Origin of the sequence: Kitasatospora sp. NPDC059747, from assembly GCF_042732955.1 — a bacterium.
GTDB lineage: Bacteria > Actinomycetota > Actinomycetes > Streptomycetales > Streptomycetaceae > Kitasatospora.
The window spans coordinates 1-22,771 of the sequence record NZ_JBHWGV010000141.1 but is presented as its reverse complement, the minus strand read 5'-3'; the positions used below and the strand labels follow the sequence as shown (position 1 = coordinate 22,771).

Sequence of the window (22,771 nt, the reverse complement as noted above, 5' to 3'; positions counted from 1 at the left end):
ACCCAGCCCCGGGCGGGGCCACCCCCGGAGCCACCCCCGCCACCCCCCACCCACCCGAAAGCCCACCCCGCACCCCAAGCCCCGCGCAGCGGCCCCCACGTTTGCTCCAGCTAGCACCCTGCTTGCATTTGCAAGCGCCATGTTGCACCCTGTGGACATGGCCTCACTGAACGTCGGCTCGCTCGGCGAGTACATCCGCGAGCAACGCCGCAACGCGCAGTACTCGCTGCGCCAGCTGGCGGAGGCCGCCGGCGTGTCCAACCCGTACCTCAGCCAGATCGAGCGAGGGTTGCGCAAGCCGAGCGCGGAGATCCTCCAGCAGATCGCGAAGGCGCTGCGGATCTCGGCCGAGACGCTGTACGTCCAGGCCGGGATCCTGGAGGAGCGGCGGGACGAGGGTCTGGAGCTGAGGGCCTCGATCCTCGCCGATCCGCTGATCAACGAGCAGCAGAAGCAGGCGCTGCTGGCGGTCTACGAAGCCTTCCTGAAGGAGAACGCCGCCCGCCGGGACCCGGCAGCCGAGGCCGGCACCAACAGCGGCACTTCGACGACACCCGCACAGCCGACGACACCCGCACAACCGACGACCGACGGCCCAGCCGCCTAGACACCCACCGGGAGGACCGGTCATGCCGATCACCGACGAGCTCAAGAAGACCCTCACCGACCCGACCCCGCTGTACGCCCTCGCCGGCGCCGGTGACCTCGCCTACGAGAAGCTGCGCGAGGTGCCGGGCAAGGTCGAGGCGCTGGCCGCGGACCGCAAGGGCGCGCAGGAGATGGCCGGTGCCCGGCTGCAGGAGGCGCAGGCGAAGCTCGCCGAGGCGCAGGCCAAGGTCGCCGAGACGGTCACCACGCTGCCCACGGACTTCAAGGCGCTGCAGGAGCGGGCCCAGGACTTCGCCATCCAGCAGGTCGGCCGGGCGGTCGAGCTGGCGGTCAAGGCGAAGGAGACGTACGACGAGCTCGCTGAGCGCGGCAAGGTCGTGGTCGAGCGCACCCGCCCGGGCTCCCAGACCGAGCCGACCGAGCCGACCGAGCCGACCGAGCCCGCGGTGATCGACGCCGAGGTCATCGAGGACGATGCCGCAGCCGCAGCCGCAGCCGCAGCCGCAGCCGCAGCCGAGCCCGCGCCGAAGAAGACCTCCCGCACCCGCAAGGACGCTCCCCGCGGAGAGTGAAGCGCCACCGAACGGGGCACATCCACCGACCGCGGAACGTTGACGGCTTGGCGGACGGTCGCCGTGCCAGGATGGACGGCGGCCCGCACACCGGAGCCGAGAGACAGAGGAGACCGCCATGGGCGGAGTGAACCAGGTTCTGGGCCTGTCCTATCTGAACCCGATCTGGTGGATGTCCGTCGCCATCCTGGGCTTCAAGCTGTTCGCCCTGATCGACGGCGCGTCCCGCCGGGAGGACGCCTACCGGGCCGCGGACAAGAAGACCAAGGGCTTCTGGCTGGCGATCCTGGGGATCGCGTTCGGCTGGGACCTGTTGTTCGGCGTGAACTTCTTCACCGGCATCGGGACGCTCGCCGGGCTGGTGGCGTCGATCGTCTACATGGTGGACGTGCGTCCGGCGATCCGGGAGCTGACCAACCGCGGCGGCCGGGGCGGTGGCGGCCGGAGCAACATGGGGCCGTACGGACCCTGGTGACAAAGCGCAGAAAGAAAGCGGAAAGAAAGCGGTGCTGCCCGGGAGAGGCCACAAAACGCCTCCCCGGGCAGCACCGTTTTTCGTGCACCAGCTCAAGCAGTGCCCCCAGAGCTCACCCCAGGATGAGCTGCACCGGGTTCCGCTCCAGCAACAGCACCGCGACGTCATCCGTCAGCGCGCCACCGTTCAGCTCCTCGACCTCGGCGATCGCGCTGTCGACCAGCCGGCCGCGGGTGAGCCCGGCGGACTGGTGGTCGCCGACCAGGTCGGCGAGACCGTCCTGGCCGAGGCGCCGGGACCCGGCCCCGACCCGGCCCTCGATGAGTCCGTCGGTGTAGAGCAACAGCCGCCAGCCGGGCCGGAGTTCGATCTCGTGAGCGGGCCAGGCGGCCTCGCCGTCGTCGCACGGCAGCAGCCCGAGCGCCGGCCCGGCGAGGTCGGAGGGCAGGGTCAGCGGCTGGTGGTCGGCGCCGAGCAGGAGGGGCGCCGGGTGTCCGGCGAGATAGAGGCGGGCCCGTTCGCAGGCGCCGAGCGCGTCGAGGTCGCCGCACTCGCCGCCGGGTTCGATGACGAGCATGCAGAGCGTCGCGAAGATCTCGTCGCTGCGCCGCTCGTGTTCGAGGACGTGCTGGAGGGTGGTGAGCAGGGCCTCGCCGGTGAGGCCGGCGAAGACGAGGGTGCGCCACGCTATGCGGAGCGCGACGCCGAGCGCGGCTTCGTCCGGGCCGTGGCCGCAGACGTCGCCGATCACGACGTGGATGGTGCCGTCGTCGGTGCGGACGGCGTCGTAGAAGTCGCCGCCGAGCAGGGCGCGGCGGCGGCCGGGGCGGTAGCGGCGGGTGAAGGAGAGGCCGGCGCCGTCGAGCAGCGGGGTGGGCAGGAGGTGGCGCTGGAGGCGGGCGTTCTCCTGGCCGCGCAGTTCGGCCTCGACCAGGCGGCGCTGGGACTCGTCGGCGCGCTTGCGTTCGACGGCGTAGCGCAGGGCGCGGGCGAGCAGCGGGCCGTCCGTCTCGTGCTTGATCAGGAAGTCCTGGGCGCCGGCGGCGACCGCGGCGGCGCCCAGTTCGGCGCCGGCCGCGTCGGTGAGCACGACGACGGCGGTGTGCGGGGCCCGGCGGAGGAGTTCGTGGAGGCCTTCCAGCCCGTCGGAGGAGTCGGAGGGGTGGGGCAGGTCGGAGGGCGCGGCGAGGTCGAGCAGGACGCAGCTGAACTCGGTGCCGCGCGGGCGGCCGCGCCGGGCGCCGGTGGGCGGCGGGGCGAGCAGGCCGGTGGCCTGCTCCAGGCCGCGGGCCCAGTGCACCTCGATGGCGGTGCCGCTGTCGGCGACCGCGGCCTTGATCAGCTGGGCGTCGGAGGCATCGTCCTCGATGACCAGCAGCTTGAGCGGGGCGCCGCCGGCCGCGGCGTCACCTTCGCCGGCCGCCGACGGGTTTGCGGCCCGCGATCGGGGGTGAGGTATCGGGGGAGCGTCCGTGAGCGGGCCGACCGGGACGGGGTGGATGCGGGCACGGCGCGGGAGGGCGCCGTCGAGGGCGTCCGACAGGTCCGCGGCACCTCGTGCCCGCCCGTCTCCCGTTGCGGGCATCGGTGATTCCTCCCTTTCCCCGAGTGCGTAACGGCCGGCGTCCGTCCGCAGTGCCCGCGTGGCACCCTGCGTCGGGGAACTTCTCGCGACCATAACGTGATCTCCGGGGATTTCTCTGGCCCGCCGGGGCCGTTGTGGCTATTGCCACGCCGGTGGCGGTGTGGTGATCGGACTCGGACGGCGACTCGGGCCCGGCCCCGGCGGGTGCCGGGGCGGGCGGAGAGGGGGGCAACATCATGGTGACGCGGATCACCCTGGTCGAGGGTGACATCACGGAGCAGCAGGTGGACGCGGTGGTGAACGCCGCGAACTCCTCTCTGCTGGGCGGCGGCGGGGTGGACGGCGCGATCCACCGCAAGGGCGGGCCGCAGGTCCTGGAGGAGTGCCGGCGGCTGCGGGCCTCGCACTGGGGCAAGGGGCTGCCCACCGGGCGGGCGGTGGCGACGACGGCCGGCCGGCTGCCGGCGCGGTGGGTGGTGCACACCGTCGGGCCGGTGTACCGGGCGGAGGATTACGAGGAGCGGGCGGGGCTGCTGGCCTCCTGCTATCGCGAGTCGCTGCGGACGGCGGCGGAGCTGGGCGCGCGCACGGTGGCCTTCCCGGCGGTGTCGGCCGGGATCTACGGGTGGCCGCCGGCCGACGCGGCCCGGATCGCGCTCTCCACCGTCGCCGAGGCGGTGGGCGGCGGCGACGAGCGGGCCGGGGCGGGGCTGGACGAGGTGCGGTTCGTGCTGTTCGGGGCGGAGATGTACGGCGTGTTCGAACGGGCGTGGGCGGAGCTGCGGTCGGACGGCTGAGCGGGACGTGCGGCGGACGTGCTGCGGGCGGGCGGCGGTGTGGGCGCCGCCCGGTGACCTCCATCGTGGCGTGACGGGGCGTCAACGCGCCAGAGGAATTCGATAACTCGTTCGAGTGAAACGTGGGTGTTGCCGCCGGTGTCCGGACGCCACACCCCGCCGCACCGCCCCGACGTCCCCGCCGCACCGCCCCGACGTCCCCGCCGCACCGCCCCGACGTCCCCGCCCAACGCCCCGCTACGGTGCGAGCGCCGTCCAGGGCACCGTGACCTCGCCCTGCCGCCACCGCCCGCGCGCGTCCACCAGCGGCCAGTCGCCCGCCAGGGCCGTGCACGCGGCCACCCAGCGCTGGCGCGCCCCGAACGCCCCGTACGGCGCCGCGGCCGCCCAGGCCCGGTCGAAGTCGGCGAGGAACCGGTGCACCGGCCGGCCCGGCACGTTGTGGTGGATGAGCGCCTTCGGCAGCCGCTCGGCCAGGTCGGAAGGCCGTTCCAGGCCGCCCAGCCGGGCCGCGAAGGTCACCGTCCGCGGGCCCTCCGGGCCGAGCGCGACCCAGACGTGGCGCCGCCCGATCTCGTCGCAGGTGCCCTCGACGAGCAGCCCGTCCGGCGCCAGCCGCGCGCAGAGCCGCTCCCACACCGCGCCCACCGCCGACTCGTCGTACTGCCGCAGGACGTTGGCGGCCCGGATCAGCTGGGCCGGCGCGCCGCCGTCGAGCGGCACCTCGAAGCCGCCGCGCCGGAAGGTGAGCAGCGGCGGGGCGGCGTACGGCAGGGCCGCGGCGACCCGCTCCGGCTCGATCTCGATCCCGACCACCCGGACGTCCGGCCGCACCGCGCGCAGCCGTCCGGCCAGTTCGACGGCGGTCCAGGGGGCGGCGCCGTAGCCGAGGTCGACGGCGACCGGCGGCCGGTCGGCGGAGCGCAGCGCGCGGCCGAGGGCGTGGGCGATCCAGCGGTCCATCCGTCGGAGCCGGTTGGTGTTGGTGGTGCCCCGGGTGACCGTCCCGACCGGCCGCCCGCTGCGTCCGCGGGCGGACGGGGGCGAGGGGTCGAAGGAGGCGGCCATGTCCAGAAGGGTACCGAGGGGCCCGGCCCGACCCCTGCCACCTGCACCGTTGTCCGTCCATGGACCCGGCCGGCGGTCCGTCCGGGGACCGGCTGGCGGCCAATCCAGGGACCGGTCGGCGGCCAATCCAGGGACCGGTCGGTGATCAGGTCGGCGATCCGGGAATGCCGGGCATCATCCGAGTGGTTGGCACACTGGTGGTGATGTGTGGGCCCGGACGGGGCAGCGCACACCGGACAGCAGGCGGGCCGGATGCGGGCCGCCGGAGACGGGCCGCACAGAGGAGGCTTCAGCCAGGTGATCCAGCACCCCGTCCGTTCGGTACGCCGCGCCCAGCCGGCCGCGCCCGCGCGCGGTCGTCTCCAGTCGTTGGTCACGGGCCGCCGCCGCCCCCGCCGGATAGCCATGCTCAGCGTGCACACCTCGCCGCTGCACCAGCCCGGCACCGGCGACGCGGGCGGGATGAACGTCTACATCGTCGAGCTGGCCAAGCGCCTCGCCGCGCTCGACGTCGAGGTCGAGGTGTTCACCCGGGCGACCTGCTCGGACGACGCCCCCACCGTCGAGCTGGCCCCCGGCGTCCTGGTGCGGCACGTCACCGCCGGGCCGTACGAGGGCCTGATCAAGGAGGACCTGCCGGCCCAGCTGTGCGCCTTCACCCACGGCGTGCTGCGGACGGAGGCGGGCCACCGCCCCGGCCACTACGACCTCGTGCACTCGCACTACTGGCTCTCCGGGCAGGTCGGCTGGCTGGCCGCCCAGCGCTGGGGCGTGCCGCTGGTGCACACCATGCACACCATGGCGAAGGTGAAGAACGCCGCCCTGGCCGAGGGCGACACTCCCGAACCCGCGGCCCGGGTGATCGGCGAGACCCAGGTGGTCGAGGCCGCCGACCGGCTGATCGCGAACACCACCGAGGAGGCCGCCGAGCTGGCCCGGCACTACGCGGCTCGCCCGGACCAGCTCGCCGTCGTCCACCCCGGCGTCAACCTCGACGTCTTCCGGCCCGGCGGGCCGCGGGCGCGGGCGGCCGCGCGGGCCCGGCTGGGCCTGCCGCAGGACGCCGCCGTGCTGCTATTCGCCGGCCGGATCCAGCCGCTGAAGGCGCCGGACGTGCTGCTGCGCGCCGTCGCCGAGCTGGTCGAACGCCTCCCGGCCCTGCGCGAGCGGCTGGTCGTCCCGGTGGTCGGCGGACCGTCCGGCAGTGGGCTCGCCCGGCCGGAGAGCCTGCACAAGCTCGCCGCGCAGCTGGGCATCTGCGACGTGGTCCGGTTCCACCCGCCGGTCGGCCAGGCGCAGCTCGCGGACTGGTACCGGGCGGCGACGGCCCTCGTGATGCCGTCCTACAGCGAGTCCTTCGGGCTGGTCGCGCTGGAGGCCCAGGCCTGCGGCACGCCGGTGGTGGCCGCCGCGGTCGGCGGCCTGCCGGTCGCGGTGCGCGACGGAGAGACGGGCACGCTGGTCCACGGCCACGACCCGCGGGACTGGTCGCGCGCGCTGGAGCCGTACGTCACGGACGCCGGCCTGGTCGAGCGGCGGGGCGCGGCGGCGGCCCGGCACGCGTCCGGCTTCGGCTGGGACACGGCAGCGTCGACCACCGCCGAGGTGTACGCCGGCACGCTGGCTCGCCCGGCCGGCCGCCTCACCACGGCCCGCCGCCGACTGGCCTGACACGGCCCGCCCCCGCCAGGGGCGAGGCCCCGGCGCCGCAGGACCCCCGCCTCCTGCACGCCACCTGCTGCGCACAGCCTGCTGCGCACCGCCTGCTGCGCACCGCCCGTACCGCCGAGTAACGTCACCCCCATGGCAACCCGCACCAAGGACGAGGCCCTGACCCTCCTGCGCACCGCCCTGGACGAGGCCGGCGTGGCCTGGGAACCGGCCGCCGCCGACCCGTACACGCTGGTGGCGACCCTCCCGGGCACCCGCAAGCTGAGCACCACCTGCGCCCTGCGGGTCGGCGACCACACGCTGTCGGTCAACGCCTTCGTGATCCGCCGCCCGGACGAGAACCACGAGGCCGTCTACCGCTGGCTGCTGGAGCGCAACACCCGCCTCTACGGCGTCGCCTACGCGATGGACGCGCTCGGCGACGTCTACCTGGCGGGCCGCCTCCCGCTGGAGTCGCTCACCCCGGACACCGTCGACCGGCTGCTCGGGACGGTGCTGGAGAACGCCGACGAGCCGTTCAACACCCTGCTGGAGCTGGGCTTCGCCTCGGCGATCCGGCGGGAGTGGGAGTGGCGGACCAAGCGCGGGGAGTCCACCCGCAACCTGGCCGCCTTCGCCCACCTGGCCGCCCCGAAGGCCGACTGACCCGGCCTCCGCGGCGGGCCTCAGGCGCCCGCAGGAGCCTTCGCGGCCTCGGCCGCCGCCCCTGCGACCCCGGCGCCTCCGCCCGCCCCGGTGACCTCGGTGGGCGCGGCGGCCGGGACCTCCGTGACGTTCTCCGCCCGGGGCGCCCGGCCCGCCGCGCCGCCCGTCCGGCGCCCCAGCACCACGTACCCGAGCGCCGCGGCGCTGCCGAGGACCGCGCACACCCCCCACAGCACCGCCGGCCCGGCCCGGTCCAGCAGCACGCCGCCGGCCCCCGGACCGAGGAACGACGCGAGCGCCCAGGAGAGCGAGTAGACGCCCTGGTAGCGGCCGCGCGCGTGGGTCGGCGCGAGCTCGGAGACGAGGCTCATCATCGTCGGCGCGTTGAGGATCTCGCCGATCGTCCAGACCGCGACGGAACCCGCGAAGACCCAGGCGGACGACCCGGCCAGGGCCGCGAGGCCGAAGCCCCAGCCGGTGAGCAGGCAGCTGGCGATGAGCAGGCGGGTCCGCGAGCGGCCCTCCATCCACCGGGTGAGCGGGATCTGCAGGACCACGATCAGCAGCCCGTTGAGGCCGATGACCAGCCCGTACTCGGTGGAAGTGATGCCCGCGTGGCCCATGTCGACGGCCAGGGTGGTGCTGCCCTGCTGGAAGATCAGCGCGAGCACGAGGGTCAGCCCGACGGCCGACATGAAGCGGCCGTCCCGGAACACCGTGCCGAGCCCGACCGCCGGCTCCTTCGCCTCGGCGGCCGTCATCGCCGGCTTCGTCTCCGGGATGCGGACGAAGATCACCACGGCGCAGACCAGCGTGCTGAACGCGTCCAGCAGGAACAGCGTGAGGTAGCCGTGGGTGGCGATCAGGCCGGCCGCGGCGGCGGAGAGGCCGAAGCCGATGTTGATCGCCCAGAAGTTCAGCGAGTAGGCCCGGACCCGGTCCTCGGCCGGGACGAGGTCGGCGATGATCGCCGAGGTGGCGGGCCTGGTGGCGTTGTTGCAAAACCCCACCAGGAACGCCACCACCGCGATCGCCACCGGCCCGTCCGCGAAGCCGAGCACGGCCGTGAACAGCGCCGTGCCGAGCTGCGCGGCGACCAGCGTCGGCCGACGGCCGATCCGGTCGGTCAGCACGCCCGCGCCGATCGCGGCGATCGCCGAGCCGAGGCCGAACAGCGAGGCCACCAGACCCGCGTAGGAGTCCGAGTAGCCCCGCTCGGTGGTCAGGTAGAGGGCGAGGAAGGTGACCACGAAGGCGCCGAGCTTGTTGATCAGCGTCGAGGTCCAGAGCCACCAGAACTGGCGTGGCAGTCCGCCCGTCGTCTCCCGGACGACTCTCCGGATCCGGGCAGGGACGGGCGGTGCGACGGGCATGTGGGGACTCCCGGAGGCAGGCGTCCGGCGAGCGGCACGGGCAGGTCCGCTCAGCCGAAAGGTGTAAGTGTCAGAAGTGCGATGCACACATTACTCATGGACAAAGGTCCCGGCCAGGGGTTTTCGGAGCTCCACTAAGCTGGGCGCCATGGCTGACACGACGTACCGACTCATCCTGCTCCGCCACGGCGAGAGCCAGTGGAACCAGAAGAACCTGTTCACCGGTTGGGTCGACGTCGACCTCAACGAGAAGGGCGAGAAGGAGGCCGCCCGCGGCGGCGAGCTCCTGGCCGCCGAGGGTCTGCTGCCCGACGTGCTGCACACCTCGCTGCTGCGCCGCGCGATCCGCACCTCGCAGATCGCCCTGGACAAGGCCGACCGCCACTGGATCCCGGTCAGCCGCAGCTGGCGCCTGAACGAGCGCCACTACGGCGCGCTCCAGGGCAAGGACAAGGCCCAGACCCTGGCGGAGTTCGGCGAGGAGCAGTTCCAGCTCTGGCGCCGCTCGTACGACACCCCGCCGCCGGTCCTGTCCGACGACGACGAGTACTCGCAGGCCGGCGACGCCCGCTACGCCGACATCCCGAGCGAGCTGCGCCCGCGCACCGAGTGCCTCAAGGACGTCGTCGACCGGATGCTCCCGTACTGGTACGACGCGATCGTCCCGGACCTCGCCGCCGGCAAGACCGTCCTGGTCACCGCCCACGGCAACAGCCTGCGCGCGCTGGTCAAGCACCTCGACGGCATCTCCGACGACGCCATCGCCGGCCTGAACATCCCGACCGGCATCCCGCTCGTCTACGAGCTCGACGCCGACTTCAAGCCCCTGAACCCGGGCGGCCGCTACCTCGACCCGGAGGCCGCCGCGGCCGCCATCGAGGCGGTCAAGAACCAGGGCAAGAAGTAACCCCCTTGCCGATGCGGCCCCGTCTCCCGGTTCGCCGGGGGCGGGGCCGCTCGCTGTTCGCCCGCCGTTCAACCATCGTGCCGTGCAAGGGAGTTCACGGGAACCGGTGGGCCGACCGAAAGTGGTTCAGACCATTGACGGGCGCGGGCGGGCGCTCCTACCGTGTGGGCATCGGGCTGGCGCAGGCATGCCAAGGATTCCCCGTCCGGCCGCGCACCCCCACGCGCGCGCCTGCGCTCGGCGCACTCTCCATCCACCCCCACGGAGGAGCACCATGCGCAAACGTCATCTCGTCGGGGCGGCCGTCGCCGCCCTGGCGATCCCGCTCACCTTCGCGCTCCCGGCGCAGTCGCACGGCTACATCTCCACGCCCCCGAGCAGGGCCGCGCTCTGCGGCGCGGGCGGGGTCCCGTGGGACTGCGGCGAGATCCAGTGGGAGCCGCAGAGCGTCGAGGGGCCGAAGGGCTTCCCGTCCGACGGGCCGGCCGACGGCACCATCTGCGCCGGCGGCAACGGGCGCTTCGCCGAACTGGACGACCCGCACGGCGGTGCCTGGCCGACCACGCAGGTGACGGCGGGGCAGAGCCTCACCTTCACCTGGAGCTTCACCGCCCGGCACGCGACCTCGGGCTTCGAGTACTACCTGACCAGGCAGGGGTACGACCCGAGCCGGCCGGTCACCCGCGCCGACCTGGACCTGACGCCGTTCCTCACCGTCCCCTACGACGGCTCCCAGGTGCCGCAGAGCGTCAGTCACACCGCGACCCTGCCCGGTGACCGGACCGGCCACCAGGTGGTCGTCGCGGTCTGGGACATCGCCGACACCGGCAACGCCTTCTACTCCTGCACCGACGTCCAGTTCTGACGGTCGGCGCCACGCCGGTCGGCATTGCACCGGTCCGAACTGCACTGGTCGGCACCGCACCGGTCCGCACCACACCGGTCGGCACCGCACCGGAACCGGACGGCCGAAAGCGCCCGGCCGCCTCGCATGAGCGGCCGGGCGCCCCGGTGCCTCCTCAGTGGCCGCCGCAGCAGCCGCCGGACGCGCCGCCGCACTGGCAGGGCGCGCCGGACTGGCAGCCGCAGCCGCACCCGGGGCCGCAGCCGCAGCCGGCCGCGAGGACGGGCAGCAGCTTCGCGGGGATCGGTTCGACGGTGTCGTGTGCCGGCGCCGGTCGGGTCGGGTTGGCCTTCATCGTGCTGAACCCTCCTTGTGACGGGCACACTTCCGGTGCCTACGGCTTCGAGTGAAGCCGCCGTTCGGAGGGAGCGTCAACGGGCGCGCAGTGGTGGGCCGCCCGGGAGTCCGTGCGCCCGCACCACCCTCGCCCGAGGTTTAGTCACCCCACGGGGTGAGCCCGACCTCTCCCGAACGCGGCTCACTCCGCGGCCGAGGCCTCCGAGGACGCGACGAAGTCCGCCACGTGCTCGCCCGTCACCAGGTACACGACGCGCTTGGCGACGGACACGGCGTGGTCCGCGAAGCGCTCGTAGTAGCGGCCGACCAGGGTGATGTCGACGGCGGTCTCGATGCCGTGGGCCCAGCGGTCGTCGATCAGGTGGGACAGGAGCTCGCGGTGCAGCGTGTCGATGGCGTCGTCGTCCTGCTCCATCTCCAGGGCCTTGTCGACGTCCTTGGTGGCGATCACCAGGCCGGCCTTGGCCACCAGGCGCTGGGCGAGCTGGCCCATCTCCAGGACGGTGGACTGCAGGTCGCCGGGCACCGCCGAGTCGGGGTAGCGCATCCGCGCGACCTTGGCGACGTGCCGGGCGAGGTCGCCGCAGCGCTCCAGGTCCGAGCTCATCCGCAGCGAGGTGACCACGATGCGCAGGTCGGTCGCGACCGGCTGCTGCCGGGCGAGCAGGTCGATCGCGCGGTTCTCCAGGTCGTGGTGGAGCTCGTTGACCTTCTCGTCGGCCGCGATCACGCTCTCCGCCAGTGCGAGGTCCGCGTCGAGGAGTGCGGTGGTCGCCCGGCCCAGGGCGGAGCCGACCAGCCGGGCCATCTCGACCAGGCTGTCGCCGATCGCATCGAGTTCCTCGTGGTACGCGTCGCGCATGCTCTCTCCTCAGTAGCTGTGTCGGTGGCGGTGCCGACCGGTCATCCCGTACGACCGTCGAGCCGGCGTCCGGGCGACCGCTGCTGGTGCGCGAATGGTACGCGCACCCTCGGGGCGGCGCCCCCGGTTCGGCGCGCCACCCACTCCCACACGGGCTGCACGGCCAACTCTGTGCCGTTTGGGCGACCACGTCCGGCCGGTGCGGTGAATCGGCAGCTACGTGGAGGTGAATTCTCGGCAACAGCAGGTCGATGCCTTGATCCGACCCTTGGGGAACGCCGAGTACGTACGCTTACGCTGGCCACATGGACGTGAACGTGGCCGCCGCCGCTGCCTGCGCCATAGCCGGGCTCGGCGTCGGCCTCACGGCCTCGATCGCCTTCCGTTGGAGCGAGCGCGAGCAGGCCAAGGGGAAGTACAGCGGCACCAGTGGCAGGAACTACGGCCGGCACCAGGTTCTGGGTGCCGCCGCCCAGGAGCCCCCGCTCCCGCCGGGCGTGGACACCGTGCTGTCGGTGCTGCGCTCCTGCGCGATCGTGCTCGGCGAGGCCGACGAGGTGGTCAAGGCCAGCTCGGCGGCGTACGCGATGGGCCTGGTCCGCGGCGGCGCCGTCGCCGTCGACCCGATGCTCTCCCTCGCCCGCGCCACCCGCCGGGACGGCGAGATCCGCCAGGTCGAACTGGAGGTGCCGCGCCCCGGTGCGGCCCGCGCCGCCGAGCCGCTCGCGGTCTCGGTCCGGGTCGCCCCGCTGGGCTCCCGGCTGGTGCTGGTCCTGGTCGAGGACCAGACCGACCGCCGCCGGGTGGAGGCCGTCCGCCGGGACTTCGTGGCCAACGTCAGCCACGAGCTCAAGACCCCGGTCGGCGCCCTGTCCCTGCTCTCCGAGGCGGTCGCGGACGCGGCCGACGACCCGGAGGCCGTCCAGCGCTTCGCCGGCCGCATGCAGATCGAGGCCACCCGGCTGGCCAGCCTGGTCCAGGAGATCATCGACCTGTCCCGGGTCCAGGACGACCGGCTGATGGTCGACCCGGAGCCGGTCGCGGTGGACGAGCTGATCGCCGAGGCGATCGACCGCTGCCGCCAGCAGGCCGCCGCCAAGCAGATCCTGATCGCCGCCGGCGGCATCGCGGGCCTCTACCTGCACGGCAACCGCGGCCAGCTCGCCGCCGCGCTGGGCAACCTGGTCGAGAACGCGGTCAACTACAGCCCGCCCCGCACCCGGGTGGCCATCGCCACCCGCCGGATCTCCAGCGCCGCGGCGCTCGGCGAGGCGGACGGCGAGCTGATCGAGATCTCGGTCACCGACCAGGGCATCGGCATCTCCGAGAAGGACCGCGAGCGGGTCTTCGAACGCTTCTACCGCGTCGACCCGGCCCGCTCCCGGGCCACCGGCGGAACCGGCCTGGGCCTGTCGATCGTCAAGCACGTCGCCGCCTCGCACGGCGGTACCGTCTCCGTGTGGAGCGTCGAGGGCCAGGGCTCGACCTTCACCATCCGCCTGCCCGCCGGCCAGGCGCCCACCGCCGAGGACCTGGAGACCGCCCGGGTGGTCGAGGACGCCGACGACCTCGACGACCTCGACGACCTCGAAGGCTTCGACGACCCCGAAGACACCGAAGACACCGACGCCGCAGCCGGCCACGCCGGCGACGACGAACCCGCCGTGGGCGGTGACCCCGGCGCCCGCGCCGAGCCCGCCGCGGCACCCCGAACCCTCACTCCGGACCGCGCGGCCACCACGGCCCGCCCGGGCCGTTCGCTCCCCGCCGGGGAGCGGGAAGAACCCCTGTCAAAGACAACCCAGCTTGCCCCGGAGGCCCGATCGTGACCCGAGTACTGGTGGTCGAGGACGAGGAGTCGTTCAGCGACGCCCTCTCGTACATGCTCCGCAAGGAGGGCTTCGAGGTGGCCGTCGCCGCCACCGGCCCCGACGCGCTGGAGCAGTTCGAACGCAACGGCGCCGACCTCGTCCTGCTCGACCTGATGCTGCCGGGCCTGCCGGGCACCGAGGTCTGCCGCCAGCTCCGCGTGCGCTCCAACGTCCCGGTGATCATGGTGACCGCCAAGGACAGCGAGATCGACAAGGTCGTCGGTCTGGAAATAGGTGCGGACGACTACGTCACCAAGCCCTACTCCACCCGTGAGCTGGTCGCCCGCATCCGCGCGGTGCTGCGCCGCCGCGGCGAGGACGGCGGCGCGGGCGACAACGGCGGCGGCCCGGGCGCCCTGGAGGCCGGTCCGGTCCGGATGGACGTCGACCGGCACGTGGTGACGGTGGACGGCGCCAAGGTCGACCTGCCGCTGAAGGAGTTCGACCTGCTGGAGATGCTGCTGCGCAACGCGGGCCGGGTGCTCACCCGCATGCAGCTGATCGACCGGGTGTGGGGCGCGGACTACGTCGGCGACACCAAGACCCTCGACGTCCACGTGAAGCGCCTGCGCGCCAAGATCGAGCCGGACCCGGGCGCGCCGCGCTACCTGGTCACGGTCCGCGGCCTGGGCTACAAGTTCGAGCCGTAAACCGGCACGGACACGCGGAAGGCCCCCGCCGGCACTCGCCGGAGGGGGGCCTTCGCGTCGCCCCCGGCAGGCCCGTGCGGGCCCGCCGGGGGCGGTGTGGAGCGGTGTGAGCGTCAGTGGGTGCCGGCGGACGGCGTGGCCGCACCGGACGGCGTGGCACCGGCGGTGGGGGTGCCGGCGACCGGGGCGACCGGGGCGGTCGGGGTGGTGCCCGCCGACGGGGTGGCGGCACCGGTGGCACCGGTGGCCGGGGCGGACGGGGTGACGCCCGGGGTGGCACCCTTGCCCGGGACGGCGACCGGCGAGGCGGTCGGGCCGAAGCCGTCGTAGAGGCCCTTCTCGTTGGCCGGGCTCACACCGGCCTGGACGTCGACCTTCTGGCCGTCCTTGAACGCGAAGGTCGTCGGCACCATGCCGCCGACCTTGACGCCCACGGAAGCGAGCCTGGCGGACGGGTTGCCGCCGCCGCCCAGCAGCACGGCGCCGCCGGCCGGGACGACGATGCTGCTCAGCGGGGCGCCCGCGGCATCGGCGAAGGTGGCGGCGGCACCGCTGCCGACGGTGATGGACTGCAGCTCGACCGGGTCGGCCCCGGTGTTGCTGATGTTCACCGTCACGTTGGCGGGCCCGGTCGAGTCGCCCGAGGTGTTGGCCGCGGTGACGACGACGATGTTGTTCAACCGGACGTTCGTGCCGAGCGTCGCCGCGGCGCTGTCCGGCTTGATCTGCAGGGTGTCCGGCTGGTTGCCGGCCGCGCAGGAGGACAGCGAAGCGATGGCGAAGGCGGCGAGGGCGGCGATGCTGCCGCGTCGAAGGCTGCGGCTCACGGCGGCGGCTTCTCCCTAGGTCACGTGTCGGTAGGTCAGGTCTCAGATTATCGACCTCACTTATGCGGTCCTCACGGGGTGGTCCCCGTGTCGCACTCCCGGGGCGGTATGCGGGTCCGTCCGGCCGCAATGTGACGTGCCCGCGCCACGTGATCGCGCCGTTCGGGCGGTGCCCCCGGGGGCCGTTTTCGGGCGGCGACGCGCGGACAAGCTTCGACCAAGATCGAATAACGATCCGGAAACGGCCCGATAAACGGCGAAAACTCAAGATCCAATCACGGTTTCGGGAGTGTTGCGACACGTTTCGCCGGGCGCCGGAACCGCCTCCGACCTGCGGGAAGCCGCTGTCGAACACCGGTCGCAGCACGTCATGGGGGTGCTTGTCAAGCCCCGAGACCCGCCCTGACCTGCGAAAACGCCCTTCGGGTGCGCCGAAAAGCGTGTTATTCTGGAAAGCCACGGAAGGGGTCCTGTCACATGACGTTCAAGGTTGGCGACACGGTGGTCTACCCCCATCACGGGGCCGCGCTGATCGAGGCCATCGAAATTCGCCAGATCAAAGGTGTGGACAAGACCTACCTGGTGCTCAAGGTGCAGCAGGGAGACCTGACGCTCCGCGTGCCCGCCGAGAACGCGGAGTTCGTCGGCGTGCGCGATGTGGTCGGCCAGGAAGGTCTGGACCGGGTCTTCGAGGTGCTGCGCGCACCGTACACCGAAGAGCCGACCAACTGGTCCCGTCGCTACAAGGCGAACCTGGAGAAGCTCGCCTCGGGCGATGTCATCAAGGTCGCCGAGGTCGTGCGCGACCTGTGGCGCCGCGAGCGCGAGCGCGGCCTGTCGGCCGGCGAGAAGCGCATGCTCGCCAAGGCGCGCCAGATCCTCGTCAGCGAGCTCGCGCTGGCCGAGAACACCAACGAGGACAAGGCGGAGACGCTGCTCGACGAGGTCCTCGCCTCGTAGTGCGGTCGGGCTGCCGCCCAACGCTCACAGCGCCCGGTGCCGGCGCGCCGCTCCCGGAGGTATCCGGGAAGCGGTGCTTTGGTACTTCGGGCGCTGAGGCGTGTCCGGACGACGCCTCCCGCCCGAGCCGGTCCAGGCCTGCAAGACCGTTTCTGCGGATCGTGTGGGCCGCGGACCGGGTGGTTCTTCGGAAGGGGTCCGTGCGCCCGTCGTGCACGCCATGGCCATACCCACTTCGCCGAAGGAGTGAAACCTGAACGCGTCAGCAGCAGTCGCAGCAGCAGTGGTGCCCGCCGCCGGACGCGGTGAGCGGCTCGGGCCCGGCGCCCCCAAGGCCCTGCGGGAGCTGGGCGGTGTGCCACTGCTGGTGCACGCCGTCCGGGCCCTGGCCCGCAGCCGGGCGGTCGGCCTGGTCGTGGTCGCCGCACCGGCCGACGGGGTGGCGGAGGTCGTCGCCCTGCTGGACAGCCACGGGCTGGACGGCAAGGACATCCGCGTGGTGGCCGGCGGCGCGACCCGCCAGGAGTCCGTCCGGCTCGGCCTGGCCGCGATCCCGGAGGACGTCGAGATCGTCCTCGTGCACGACGCGGCCCGCCCGCTCGTCCCGGTCGAGGTGGTGGACGCGGTCGCGGCCGCCGTCCGCGCCGGGGCCGTGGCGGTGGTGCCCGCGGTCCCGCTGGCCGACACCGTGAAGCGGGTCGAGCCGAACCCGGGCGGGCCCGAGCCCGTCCTCGACACGCCCGACCGCGCCACCCTGCGCGCCGTGCAGACCCCGCAGGGCTTCGACCGGGCCACTCTGGCCGAGGTGCACGCCAAGGCGCTGGCCGAGGAGGCCGCGGGCGGCACCGGCGTGCCGCCGGTGACCGACGACGCCGGCCTGGTGGAGCGCTTCGGCGGCCGGGTCGTCGTGGTGCCCGGTCACGAGGAGGCGTTCAAGGTCACCCGTCCGCTGGACCTCGTGCTCGCCGAGGCCGTACTCGCCCGCAGGAGGGCCGCCGATGCCTACTGAGCCGCTGTCCGCAGAGCCGGTGTCCCCTGAGCCGGTGTCCGCTGGGCCGGTGCCTGCCGGCCGGACCGCTCCCGTCGTTCCCCGCGTGGGCGTCGGCACCGACGTGCACGCCTTCGAGGCCGGGCGCCCGCTGTGGGTGGCCGGACTGGAGTGGCCGGACGCCGAGTTCGGGCTCTCCGGGCACTCGGACGCCGACGTGGCCGCGCACGCCGCGTGCGACGCGCTGTTCTCGGCCGCCGGGATCGGCGACCTGGGCGCCCACTTCGGCACCGACCGCCCCGAGTGGGCCGGCGCGTCCGGGGTGAAGCTGCTCGGCGAGGCCGCCCGGCTGGTGCGCGAGGCCGGTTTCGAGATCGGCAACGTCTCGGTCCAGGTGATCGGTGTCCGGCCGAAGATCGGCAAGCGCCGGGCCGAGGCGCAGGCCGCGCTGTCGGAGGCGGCCGGCGCGCCGGTGTCCGTCTCCGGTACCACCACCGACGGTCTCGGCCTCACCGGCCGGGCCGAGGGCCTGGCCGCGATCGCCACCGCCCTGGTGTACGAGCGGGGTTGAGCGCGGCGGGTCCGGCGGGCCGGGAATAACCCGGGACTGACGAGTGTTCAACAGGCCGTGCGGGGGCCCGAGTCGATAGTGTGCGATGCGGGCCCGCGCAGGCCGCGCAGTGCCGCGTGCCGGGCCCGTACCAGCCGCCGACGAGAAGAGGTTCCCCCGTGGCTTCGCAACTCTCCGACCGTGCCAAGGCCCTGATCGACGCCAAGAGCTTCGCCGTGGTCTCGACGATCCAGCCGGACGGCAGCCCGCAGTCCTCCGTGGTCTGGGTCAAGCGCGACGGCGAGGACGTCCTGTTCTCCACCGTCGAGGGCCGCCGCAAGCACCTCAACCTCGTCAAGGACCCGCGCATCACGCTCGTGGTCAACCCGCCGGAGAGCCCGTACGAGTACTTCGAGGTGCGCGGTTCGGTCACGATGACCACCGAGGGCGGCCGCGAGCTGATCGACGAGCTCGCCGGCAAGTACCGCGGCGAGGAGGTCTACAAGTTCGACGGGCCGGACGACGTCCGGGTGGTCGTGCGGCTCAGCCCGCGCAAGGTGGTCGGCAACATCTGACCCTCCTCCGGGTCCGCCGGCCCGCCGTTCACCGGGAATGTGACCGGGAATGTGGCGGGGCACCCCCTCGTGCCCACTACGCTTGACGCTGTGAGCATTCGCCTGTACGACACCAGCACCCGCCAGGTACGCGACTTCGTCCCGCTTGTACCGGGCTGTGTCTCGATCTACCTGTGCGGCGCTACCGTCCAGTCGGCGCCACACATCGGGCACATCCGGTCCGGGCTCAACTTCGACATCATGCAGCGGTGGTTCGCCTACCGCGGCTACCAGGTGACGTTCGCCCGGAACGTCACCGACATCGACGACAAGGTGATCGCCAAGGAGCGCCAGCTCGGCACCCCGTGGTGGCAGATCGCCTACGAGAACGAGCGCGCCTTCAACGACGGCTACGCGGCCCTCGGCTGCCTGCCGCCGACCGTCGAGCCGCGGGCCACCGGGCACATCCCCGAGATGATCGAGATGATGCAGGGCCTGATCGCGAGGGGCCACGCCTACGCGGCCGACGGCAACGTCTACTTCGACGTGCGCTCGTACCCGGACTACCTCGCCCTGTCCAACCAGAAGCTGGCCGACCTGCGCCAGCCCGAGGGCGACGGCGAGACCGGCAAGCGGGACCCGCGCGACTTCGCGATGTGGAAGTCCGCCAAGCCGGGCGAGCCGAGCTGGGACACCCCGTGGGGCCGCGGCCGCCCGGGCTGGCACCTGGAGTGCTCGGCGATGGCCCACAAGTACCTGGGCCCCGCCTTCGACGTCCACGGCGGCGGGCTGGACCTGATCTTCCCGCACCACGAGAACGAGATCGCCCAGTCCAAGGCCTACGGCGACGACTTCGCCAACTTCTGGGTCCACAACGCCTGGGTCACCATGGCGGGCGAGAAGATGAGCAAGTCGCTCGGCAACTCGGTGCTGGTCTCCGAGATGGTCCAGCGCTGGCGGCCGATCGTGCTGCGCTACTACCTGGGCGCGCCGCACTACCGCTCGATGATCGAGTACAGCGAGGAGTCGCTGCGCGAGGCCGAGGCCGGGTTCGCCCGGATCGAGGGCTTCGTCCAGCGCACCGTCGAGCGCTTCGGGAAGGTCGACGCGGCGCCCGAGGTGCCGCCGGCCTTCGCCGAGGCGATGGACGACGACCTGGGCGTGCCGCAGGCCCTCGCCGTCGTGCACACCGCCGTCCGCCAGGGCAACAGCGCCCTGAACGCGGACGACAAGGAGAACGCGGTGGCGCGTCTGGCCGAGGTCCGTGCGATGCTCGGAGTGCTGGGCCTCGACCCGCTCGACCCGCAGTGGGCCGGGACGGAGCGCGGCGAGGACCTCCACGGCGTGGTGGACTCGCTGGTCCGCCTGGTCCTGGACCAGCGGCAGGCCGCGCGCGAGCGCAAGGACTACGCCACCGCGGATGCCATCCGCGACCAGCTCGGCCTGGCCGGGCTGGCGATCGAGGACACCCCGTCCGGCCCGCGCTGGACGATCAACAACCAGTAACCCCATCTGACGATCGGGGTGAGGGTGGGCCGTGCCGGACCGGTGCGGCCCTCCCGCATGACGTAGCGCATGCCGTCAGCCGCCGCCGGACAGAGCGGGGCGGCCGGGCATGCCGGACAGACAGGAAGTACAGCCATGGCCGGCAACAGCCAGCGCAGGAACCGCCGCAACCCCGGATCGAAGAAGGGCGCGTCTGTCGGGACCGGCGGGCACAGCCGGAAGGCGCTCCAGGGCAAGGGCCCGACCCCGCCCGGCGAGGAGCGCAAGGGCCACCCCAAGCAGCGCGCGGCCAACGCCGCGGTCAAGCGCGAGCGCGACGCCAAGGCCCGCGCCGGCATGCGCCGGGCCGGCGGTGCCGGTCGCGGCGGCCGCGGCGGCGCGGGCAGCGCCGAGCTGGTCTTCGGCCGCAACTCGGTGGTCGAGGCCCTGCAGGGCGACGTGCCGGCCAACGCGCTGTACGTCCAGCAGTTCATCGACACCGACGACCGGGTCCGCGACGCCTTCCAGGCCGCCAACGACCGCGGCATCCCGCTGATGGAGGCCCCGCGCCCGCAGCTGGACCAGATGACCGGCGGGATGAACCACCAGGGCCTGGTGCTCCAGGTGCCGCCGTACGAGTACGCGCACCCCGACGACCTCCTGGTCGACGCCTCCGACGCCGGCCAGGACGCGCTGATCATCGCGCTGGACGGTGTCACCGACTCGCGCAACCTCGGCGCCGTCGTCCGCTCCGCCGCCGCCTTCGGCGCCCACGGCGTGGTCATCCCCGAGCGCCGCGCGGCCGGCATGACCGCCGGTGCCTGGAAGACCTCCTCCGGTGCCGCGGCCCGGCTGCCCGTCGCCCGCGCCACCAACCTGACCCGCACCCTGGAGGCCTACCAGAAGGCCGGCCTGATGGTCGTCGGCCTGGCCGCCGACGGCGAGGCCGAGCTGGGCGACCTGGACGTGCTGACCGGCCCGGTCGTGGTCGTCGCGGGCAGCGAGGGCAAGGGCCTGTCCCGGCTGGTCTCGGAGACCTGCGACATCCGGGTGCGGATCCCGATGTCGGGCCTGACGGAGTCGCTGAACGCCGGCGTCGCGGCGGGCATCGTGCTGTACGAGGCCGCGCGGCTGCGCGCCAAGCGCTGAGGGTTGAGGGCTGAGGCGCTGAGGCGCTGAGGCGCCAAGCGCTGAGCGCTGAGCCGCCGGCCGCCGGTTGCGCAGAGCACAGGACGTGACCGGCGCGCAGGAGATCTTCCGAATTCTCCGTGAACCGGGTGAGAAGCGATCGGGCCCGACCGGGTCCGATCGCTTTTCTCATGATCACTTCAAGTGGACGCCGGATATCCACCCGGGAGAGTGTCCTAAGCGGCCGTCACCCGGTTAGACGGGCGTGGACACCAGAACACAACGGCGGCCCCTGTTCGGCGGCGGCAGTACCGGGATAGACGCGGACCCGGGCCTCAACACCGTCAAGGTGGAGTCGGACCCGGCCCGCCTCAGCAGCACCCAGGCCAGCTTCCGGCTCCGGCTCGGCGCCCCCGTGGAGCCACTGATCGACGCCCCCGCCGGAGCGCTCTCCACCGGCGCCGCGTTCGGGGACCCCTACGCGAGCCAGGGCCTGATCCGTCGTCCGCTGGTCACCCCGCAGGTGGTCGTGCCAGCCTCCGCCGTCCCGGCGATGGCGGGGGCCGCCGGGGGCGGGGCGCCGCGCCGCAAGGGGCGGGTCACCGCCGTCACGTGGACCGGCCAGGCGCCCCCCGGTGACCTCGCGGCCACCCAGCTCCTGGAAGCCGTGCGGCTCAGCGGCTCCCCGGGCGGCGTCGGCCTGGCCGAGGACGACACCCAGGTGATCCCGGGCCTCGCGGGCGCCCGGACCGTCCCGCGCCAGCCGCGCGAGGGCGCCGGCACCGCGACCGACGCGGGCGTCGGCCCGATCGGCGCGCCGCAGGGCTGGACCCCGAGCGGCGAGCTGCCCGAGGTCTCCGCCGCCGACGCCGAGGGCAAGCAGCCCTGGTACCCCGGCCGGCGGGTCGACCTCGGCCTGGTGCTCCTGCCGCTGCGCGCCGTCCTCGGCTCGCTGTCGGTCTACGCCGGGTTCAGCAAGCTCTGCGACCCGGTGTACTTCGACGGCGGCGAACGCGGCTCGATGATGCGCTGGCTGGCCTCGCTGCACCCGTGGAAGGTCGCCGAGCCGCTGCTCGCCTTCGCCATGGCGCACCCCGTCGGCTCCGGCCTGGTGGTGTCGTTCACCGAGATCGTGGTCGGCGTGCTGACCATCCTCGGCCTGTGGCAGCGGCTCGCGGCCGGCGCGGCGATGCTGCTCTCCGCGGCGCTGCTGTTCACGGTCAGCTGGCGGGCCGTCCCGGTGTACGACACCCCTGACCTGATCTTCCTGGCCGCGTGGAGTCCGCTGCTGATCGCCGGGGCGCCGTTCGCCTCGCTGGACGGACGGCTCAACCTGGAGGCCTGGCGGCGGTACGGCTCGGGCGCGCCCGGGGCGCTGCGCCGCCGGGTGCTGCGGCGGGGCACCGTGGTCACCACGCTCGTCGTCGGCCTGACCCTGCTGCTCGGCTCGATGCTCGGCGCGGCGGTGCGCACCAGCGCCCGGCCGCACCAGGCCCCGGGCCGCCCGACCGGCGACTACGGCACGCCGGTCTGGCCGAGCGGCTCCCCGTCCGGCGCCGCGGGCGGCCAGGGCACGTCCACGCAGCCCGCACCGGCCGGCTCCCGCCCGGCCACCCCGGCGGCCAGCCCGACCGCTGCGGCGTCCTCGCCCGCGGCCTCGCACCCGGCCACCCCGACGCCGAGCGCCAAGCACTCCACCAAGGCCGAGGGCGGCCAGAGTTCGGCCCCGGCGTCGGCCCCCACGGCCGCCGCGCAGCCGGCCGGCGGGACGCCCGCCCAGCGCTCCACGCCGGCCCCGGCCGGTTCGGGCACGGGCTCCAAGCCGAGCCCCAGCGGCTCGGGTTCGGGCTCCGGCCTGCTGGGCGGGGTGCTCGGCAGCGGCCCGCTGGCCGACCTGTCGGGCGGCGGCCACTCCAGCCGCCCGGGGACGCCGACGGCGACCTGACCGGGTGGTCCGTCCGGGAAAGGCGGTCGGCCGGGTGCTCCGTGGGGG

At 73.6% G+C, this 22,771-nt stretch carries 23 protein-coding genes; 17 read left to right on the top strand and 6 right to left on the bottom strand.

What is annotated here, in order from left to right; genetic code table 11:
* The first annotated feature begins 157 nt into the window (after positions 1–157).
* The 3 genes from ACFV4G_RS37820 (at position 158) to ACFV4G_RS37810 (ending at position 1,656) form a co-directional block, all read left to right on the top strand.
* Positions 158–607 (top strand): helix-turn-helix domain-containing protein, encoded by a 450-nt coding sequence (locus ACFV4G_RS37820; protein WP_380447114.1) that lies wholly within the window; start codon positions 158–160, stop codon positions 605–607.
* A 22-nt stretch (positions 608–629) separates the two neighbouring features.
* Positions 630–1,181 (top strand): hypothetical protein, encoded by a 552-nt coding sequence (locus tag ACFV4G_RS37815; protein ID WP_380447112.1) that lies wholly within the window; start codon positions 630–632, stop codon positions 1,179–1,181.
* A gap of 118 nt (positions 1,182–1,299) precedes the next feature.
* Positions 1,300–1,656: a DUF2516 family protein gene (locus ACFV4G_RS37810; protein ID WP_380447110.1), complete on the top strand. Its 357-nt coding sequence runs from the start codon at positions 1,300–1,302 to the stop codon at positions 1,654–1,656.
* A 112-nt stretch (positions 1,657–1,768) separates the two neighbouring features.
* Here ACFV4G_RS37810 and ACFV4G_RS37805 read toward each other — a convergent pair whose 3' ends face one another.
* Entirely contained in the window at positions 1,769–3,241 is a 1,473-nt protein-coding gene (locus ACFV4G_RS37805) for a PP2C family protein-serine/threonine phosphatase (protein ID WP_380447108.1), read from the bottom strand.
* A gap of 239 nt (positions 3,242–3,480) precedes the next feature.
* Here ACFV4G_RS37805 and ACFV4G_RS37800 point away from each other — a divergent pair, with 239 nt between their 5' ends.
* Positions 3,481–4,038 carry an O-acetyl-ADP-ribose deacetylase gene (locus tag ACFV4G_RS37800; protein ID WP_380447118.1) on the top strand — a complete coding sequence of 186 codons (558 nt, stop codon included), beginning with the start codon at positions 3,481–3,483 and terminating at the stop codon, positions 4,036–4,038.
* Between the two features lie 237 nt (positions 4,039–4,275).
* On the opposite strand, the gene ACFV4G_RS37795 is transcribed toward ACFV4G_RS37800, so the two are convergent.
* Positions 4,276–5,106 (bottom strand): class I SAM-dependent methyltransferase, encoded by an 831-nt coding sequence (locus ACFV4G_RS37795; RefSeq protein WP_380447106.1) that lies wholly within the window; start codon positions 5,104–5,106, stop codon positions 4,276–4,278.
* A gap of 297 nt (positions 5,107–5,403) precedes the next feature.
* On the opposite strand from ACFV4G_RS37795, the gene mshA reads away from it, so the two are divergent.
* On the top strand, positions 5,404–6,777 hold the full coding sequence (gene mshA, locus ACFV4G_RS37790; RefSeq protein ID WP_380447104.1) for a D-inositol-3-phosphate glycosyltransferase: 1,374 nt from the start codon (positions 5,404–5,406) through the stop codon (positions 6,775–6,777).
* Positions 6,778–6,909: 132 nt separating this feature from the next.
* The gene (locus ACFV4G_RS37785) at positions 6,910–7,422 is read left to right on the top strand and encodes a YbjN domain-containing protein (protein ID WP_380447102.1); all 513 of its coding nucleotides are present in this window, start codon (positions 6,910–6,912) and stop codon (positions 7,420–7,422) included.
* A 20-nt stretch (positions 7,423–7,442) separates the two neighbouring features.
* On the opposite strand, the gene ACFV4G_RS37780 is transcribed toward ACFV4G_RS37785, so the two are convergent.
* On the bottom strand, positions 7,443–8,795 hold the full coding sequence (locus ACFV4G_RS37780; RefSeq protein WP_380447100.1) for an MDR family MFS transporter: 1,353 nt from the start codon (positions 8,793–8,795) through the stop codon (positions 7,443–7,445).
* 148 nt (positions 8,796–8,943) lie between these two features.
* Between ACFV4G_RS37780 and ACFV4G_RS37775 the strand changes: the two genes are divergently transcribed.
* The gene (locus ACFV4G_RS37775) at positions 8,944–9,702 is read left to right on the top strand and encodes a phosphoglyceromutase (RefSeq protein WP_380447098.1); all 759 of its coding nucleotides are present in this window, start codon (positions 8,944–8,946) and stop codon (positions 9,700–9,702) included.
* A 274-nt stretch (positions 9,703–9,976) separates the two neighbouring features.
* Entirely contained in the window at positions 9,977–10,567 is a 591-nt protein-coding gene (locus ACFV4G_RS37770) for a lytic polysaccharide monooxygenase (protein WP_380447096.1), read from the top strand.
* Between the two features lie 154 nt (positions 10,568–10,721).
* Here ACFV4G_RS37770 and ACFV4G_RS37765 read toward each other — a convergent pair whose 3' ends face one another.
* The gene (locus ACFV4G_RS37765) at positions 10,722–10,901 is read right to left on the bottom strand and encodes a hypothetical protein (RefSeq protein ID WP_380447094.1); all 180 of its coding nucleotides are present in this window, start codon (positions 10,899–10,901) and stop codon (positions 10,722–10,724) included.
* 183 nt (positions 10,902–11,084) lie between these two features.
* Complete coding sequence (phoU, locus tag ACFV4G_RS37760; protein WP_380447092.1) at positions 11,085–11,765, bottom strand: phosphate signaling complex protein PhoU; 681 nt, start codon at positions 11,763–11,765, stop codon at positions 11,085–11,087.
* Between the two features lie 305 nt (positions 11,766–12,070).
* Here phoU and ACFV4G_RS37755 point away from each other — a divergent pair, with 305 nt between their 5' ends.
* A complete protein-coding gene (locus ACFV4G_RS37755; protein ID WP_380447090.1) occupies positions 12,071–13,594 on the top strand; it encodes a sensor histidine kinase in 1,524 nt (507 codons plus the stop codon).
* Positions 13,591–14,286, top strand: a complete 696-nt coding sequence (locus ACFV4G_RS37750) for a response regulator transcription factor (RefSeq protein WP_031069385.1) — start codon at positions 13,591–13,593, stop codon at positions 14,284–14,286. Before ACFV4G_RS37755 ends, ACFV4G_RS37750 begins: the two co-directional genes overlap by 4 nt.
* Positions 14,287–14,399: 113 nt before the next feature.
* On the opposite strand, the gene ACFV4G_RS37745 is transcribed toward ACFV4G_RS37750, so the two are convergent.
* Positions 14,400–15,113, bottom strand: coding sequence for a DUF461 domain-containing protein (locus tag ACFV4G_RS37745; protein ID WP_380447088.1), 714 nt, complete (start codon positions 15,111–15,113; stop codon positions 14,400–14,402).
* Between the two features lie 477 nt (positions 15,114–15,590).
* Here ACFV4G_RS37745 and ACFV4G_RS37740 point away from each other — a divergent pair, with 477 nt between their 5' ends.
* The 7 genes from ACFV4G_RS37740 to ACFV4G_RS37710 all read left to right on the top strand — a co-directional run bounded on the left by ACFV4G_RS37740 (position 15,591) and on the right by ACFV4G_RS37710 (position 22,723).
* Positions 15,591–16,073: a CarD family transcriptional regulator gene (locus tag ACFV4G_RS37740; protein ID WP_030244332.1), complete on the top strand. Its 483-nt coding sequence runs from the start codon at positions 15,591–15,593 to the stop codon at positions 16,071–16,073.
* 253 nt (positions 16,074–16,326) lie between these two features.
* Complete coding sequence (gene ispD, locus ACFV4G_RS37735; RefSeq protein WP_380447116.1) at positions 16,327–17,082, top strand: 2-C-methyl-D-erythritol 4-phosphate cytidylyltransferase; 756 nt, start codon at positions 16,327–16,329, stop codon at positions 17,080–17,082.
* Positions 17,072–17,632: a 2-C-methyl-D-erythritol 2,4-cyclodiphosphate synthase gene (gene ispF / locus ACFV4G_RS37730; RefSeq protein WP_380447086.1), complete on the top strand. Its 561-nt coding sequence runs from the start codon at positions 17,072–17,074 to the stop codon at positions 17,630–17,632. Before ispD ends, ispF begins: the two co-directional genes overlap by 11 nt.
* 158 nt (positions 17,633–17,790) lie before the next feature.
* A complete protein-coding gene (locus ACFV4G_RS37725; protein WP_380447084.1) occupies positions 17,791–18,186 on the top strand; it encodes a PPOX class F420-dependent oxidoreductase in 396 nt (131 codons plus the stop codon).
* A 90-nt stretch (positions 18,187–18,276) separates the two neighbouring features.
* Positions 18,277–19,671, top strand: coding sequence for a cysteine--tRNA ligase (gene cysS, locus ACFV4G_RS37720; protein ID WP_380447082.1), 1,395 nt, complete (start codon positions 18,277–18,279; stop codon positions 19,669–19,671).
* Between the two features lie 135 nt (positions 19,672–19,806).
* Complete coding sequence (gene rlmB, locus ACFV4G_RS37715) at positions 19,807–20,799, top strand: 23S rRNA (guanosine(2251)-2'-O)-methyltransferase RlmB (protein WP_380447080.1); 993 nt, start codon at positions 19,807–19,809, stop codon at positions 20,797–20,799.
* 244 nt (positions 20,800–21,043) lie between these two features.
* Positions 21,044–22,723: a DoxX family membrane protein gene (locus ACFV4G_RS37710; RefSeq protein ID WP_380447078.1), complete on the top strand. Its 1,680-nt coding sequence runs from the start codon at positions 21,044–21,046 to the stop codon at positions 22,721–22,723.
* The last annotated feature ends 48 nt before the right edge of the window (positions 22,724–22,771 follow it).

What these genes read in the sequence shown, in the direction of transcription:
- ACFV4G_RS37820 (WP_380447114.1), top strand. Translation starts at nt 158, where the DNA reads ATGGCCTCACTGAACGTCGGCTCGCTCGGCGAGTACATCCGCGAGCAA.
- ACFV4G_RS37815 (WP_380447112.1), top strand. Translation starts at nt 630, where the DNA reads ATGCCGATCACCGACGAGCTCAAGAAGACCCTCACCGACCCGACCCCG.
- ACFV4G_RS37810 (WP_380447110.1), top strand. Translation starts at nt 1,300, where the DNA reads ATGGGCGGAGTGAACCAGGTTCTGGGCCTGTCCTATCTGAACCCGATC.
- ACFV4G_RS37805 (WP_380447108.1), bottom strand. Translation starts at nt 3,241, where the DNA reads ATGCCCGCAACGGGAGACGGGCGGGCACGAGGTGCCGCGGACCTGTCG.
- ACFV4G_RS37795 (WP_380447106.1), bottom strand. Translation starts at nt 5,106, where the DNA reads ATGGCCGCCTCCTTCGACCCCTCGCCCCCGTCCGCCCGCGGACGCAGC.
- ACFV4G_RS37785 (WP_380447102.1), top strand. Translation starts at nt 6,910, where the DNA reads ATGGCAACCCGCACCAAGGACGAGGCCCTGACCCTCCTGCGCACCGCC.
- ACFV4G_RS37780 (WP_380447100.1), bottom strand. Translation starts at nt 8,795, where the DNA reads ATGCCCGTCGCACCGCCCGTCCCTGCCCGGATCCGGAGAGTCGTCCGG.
- ACFV4G_RS37775 (WP_380447098.1), top strand. Translation starts at nt 8,944, where the DNA reads ATGGCTGACACGACGTACCGACTCATCCTGCTCCGCCACGGCGAGAGC.
- ACFV4G_RS37770 (WP_380447096.1), top strand. Translation starts at nt 9,977, where the DNA reads ATGCGCAAACGTCATCTCGTCGGGGCGGCCGTCGCCGCCCTGGCGATC.
- ACFV4G_RS37765 (WP_380447094.1), bottom strand. Translation starts at nt 10,901, where the DNA reads ATGAAGGCCAACCCGACCCGACCGGCGCCGGCACACGACACCGTCGAA.
- phoU (WP_380447092.1), bottom strand. Translation starts at nt 11,765, where the DNA reads ATGCGCGACGCGTACCACGAGGAACTCGATGCGATCGGCGACAGCCTG.
- ACFV4G_RS37755 (WP_380447090.1), top strand. Translation starts at nt 12,071, where the DNA reads ATGGACGTGAACGTGGCCGCCGCCGCTGCCTGCGCCATAGCCGGGCTC.
- ACFV4G_RS37740 (WP_030244332.1), top strand. Translation starts at nt 15,591, where the DNA reads ATGACGTTCAAGGTTGGCGACACGGTGGTCTACCCCCATCACGGGGCC.
- ispF (WP_380447086.1), top strand. Translation starts at nt 17,072, where the DNA reads ATGCCTACTGAGCCGCTGTCCGCAGAGCCGGTGTCCCCTGAGCCGGTG.
- rlmB (WP_380447080.1), top strand. Translation starts at nt 19,807, where the DNA reads ATGGCCGGCAACAGCCAGCGCAGGAACCGCCGCAACCCCGGATCGAAG.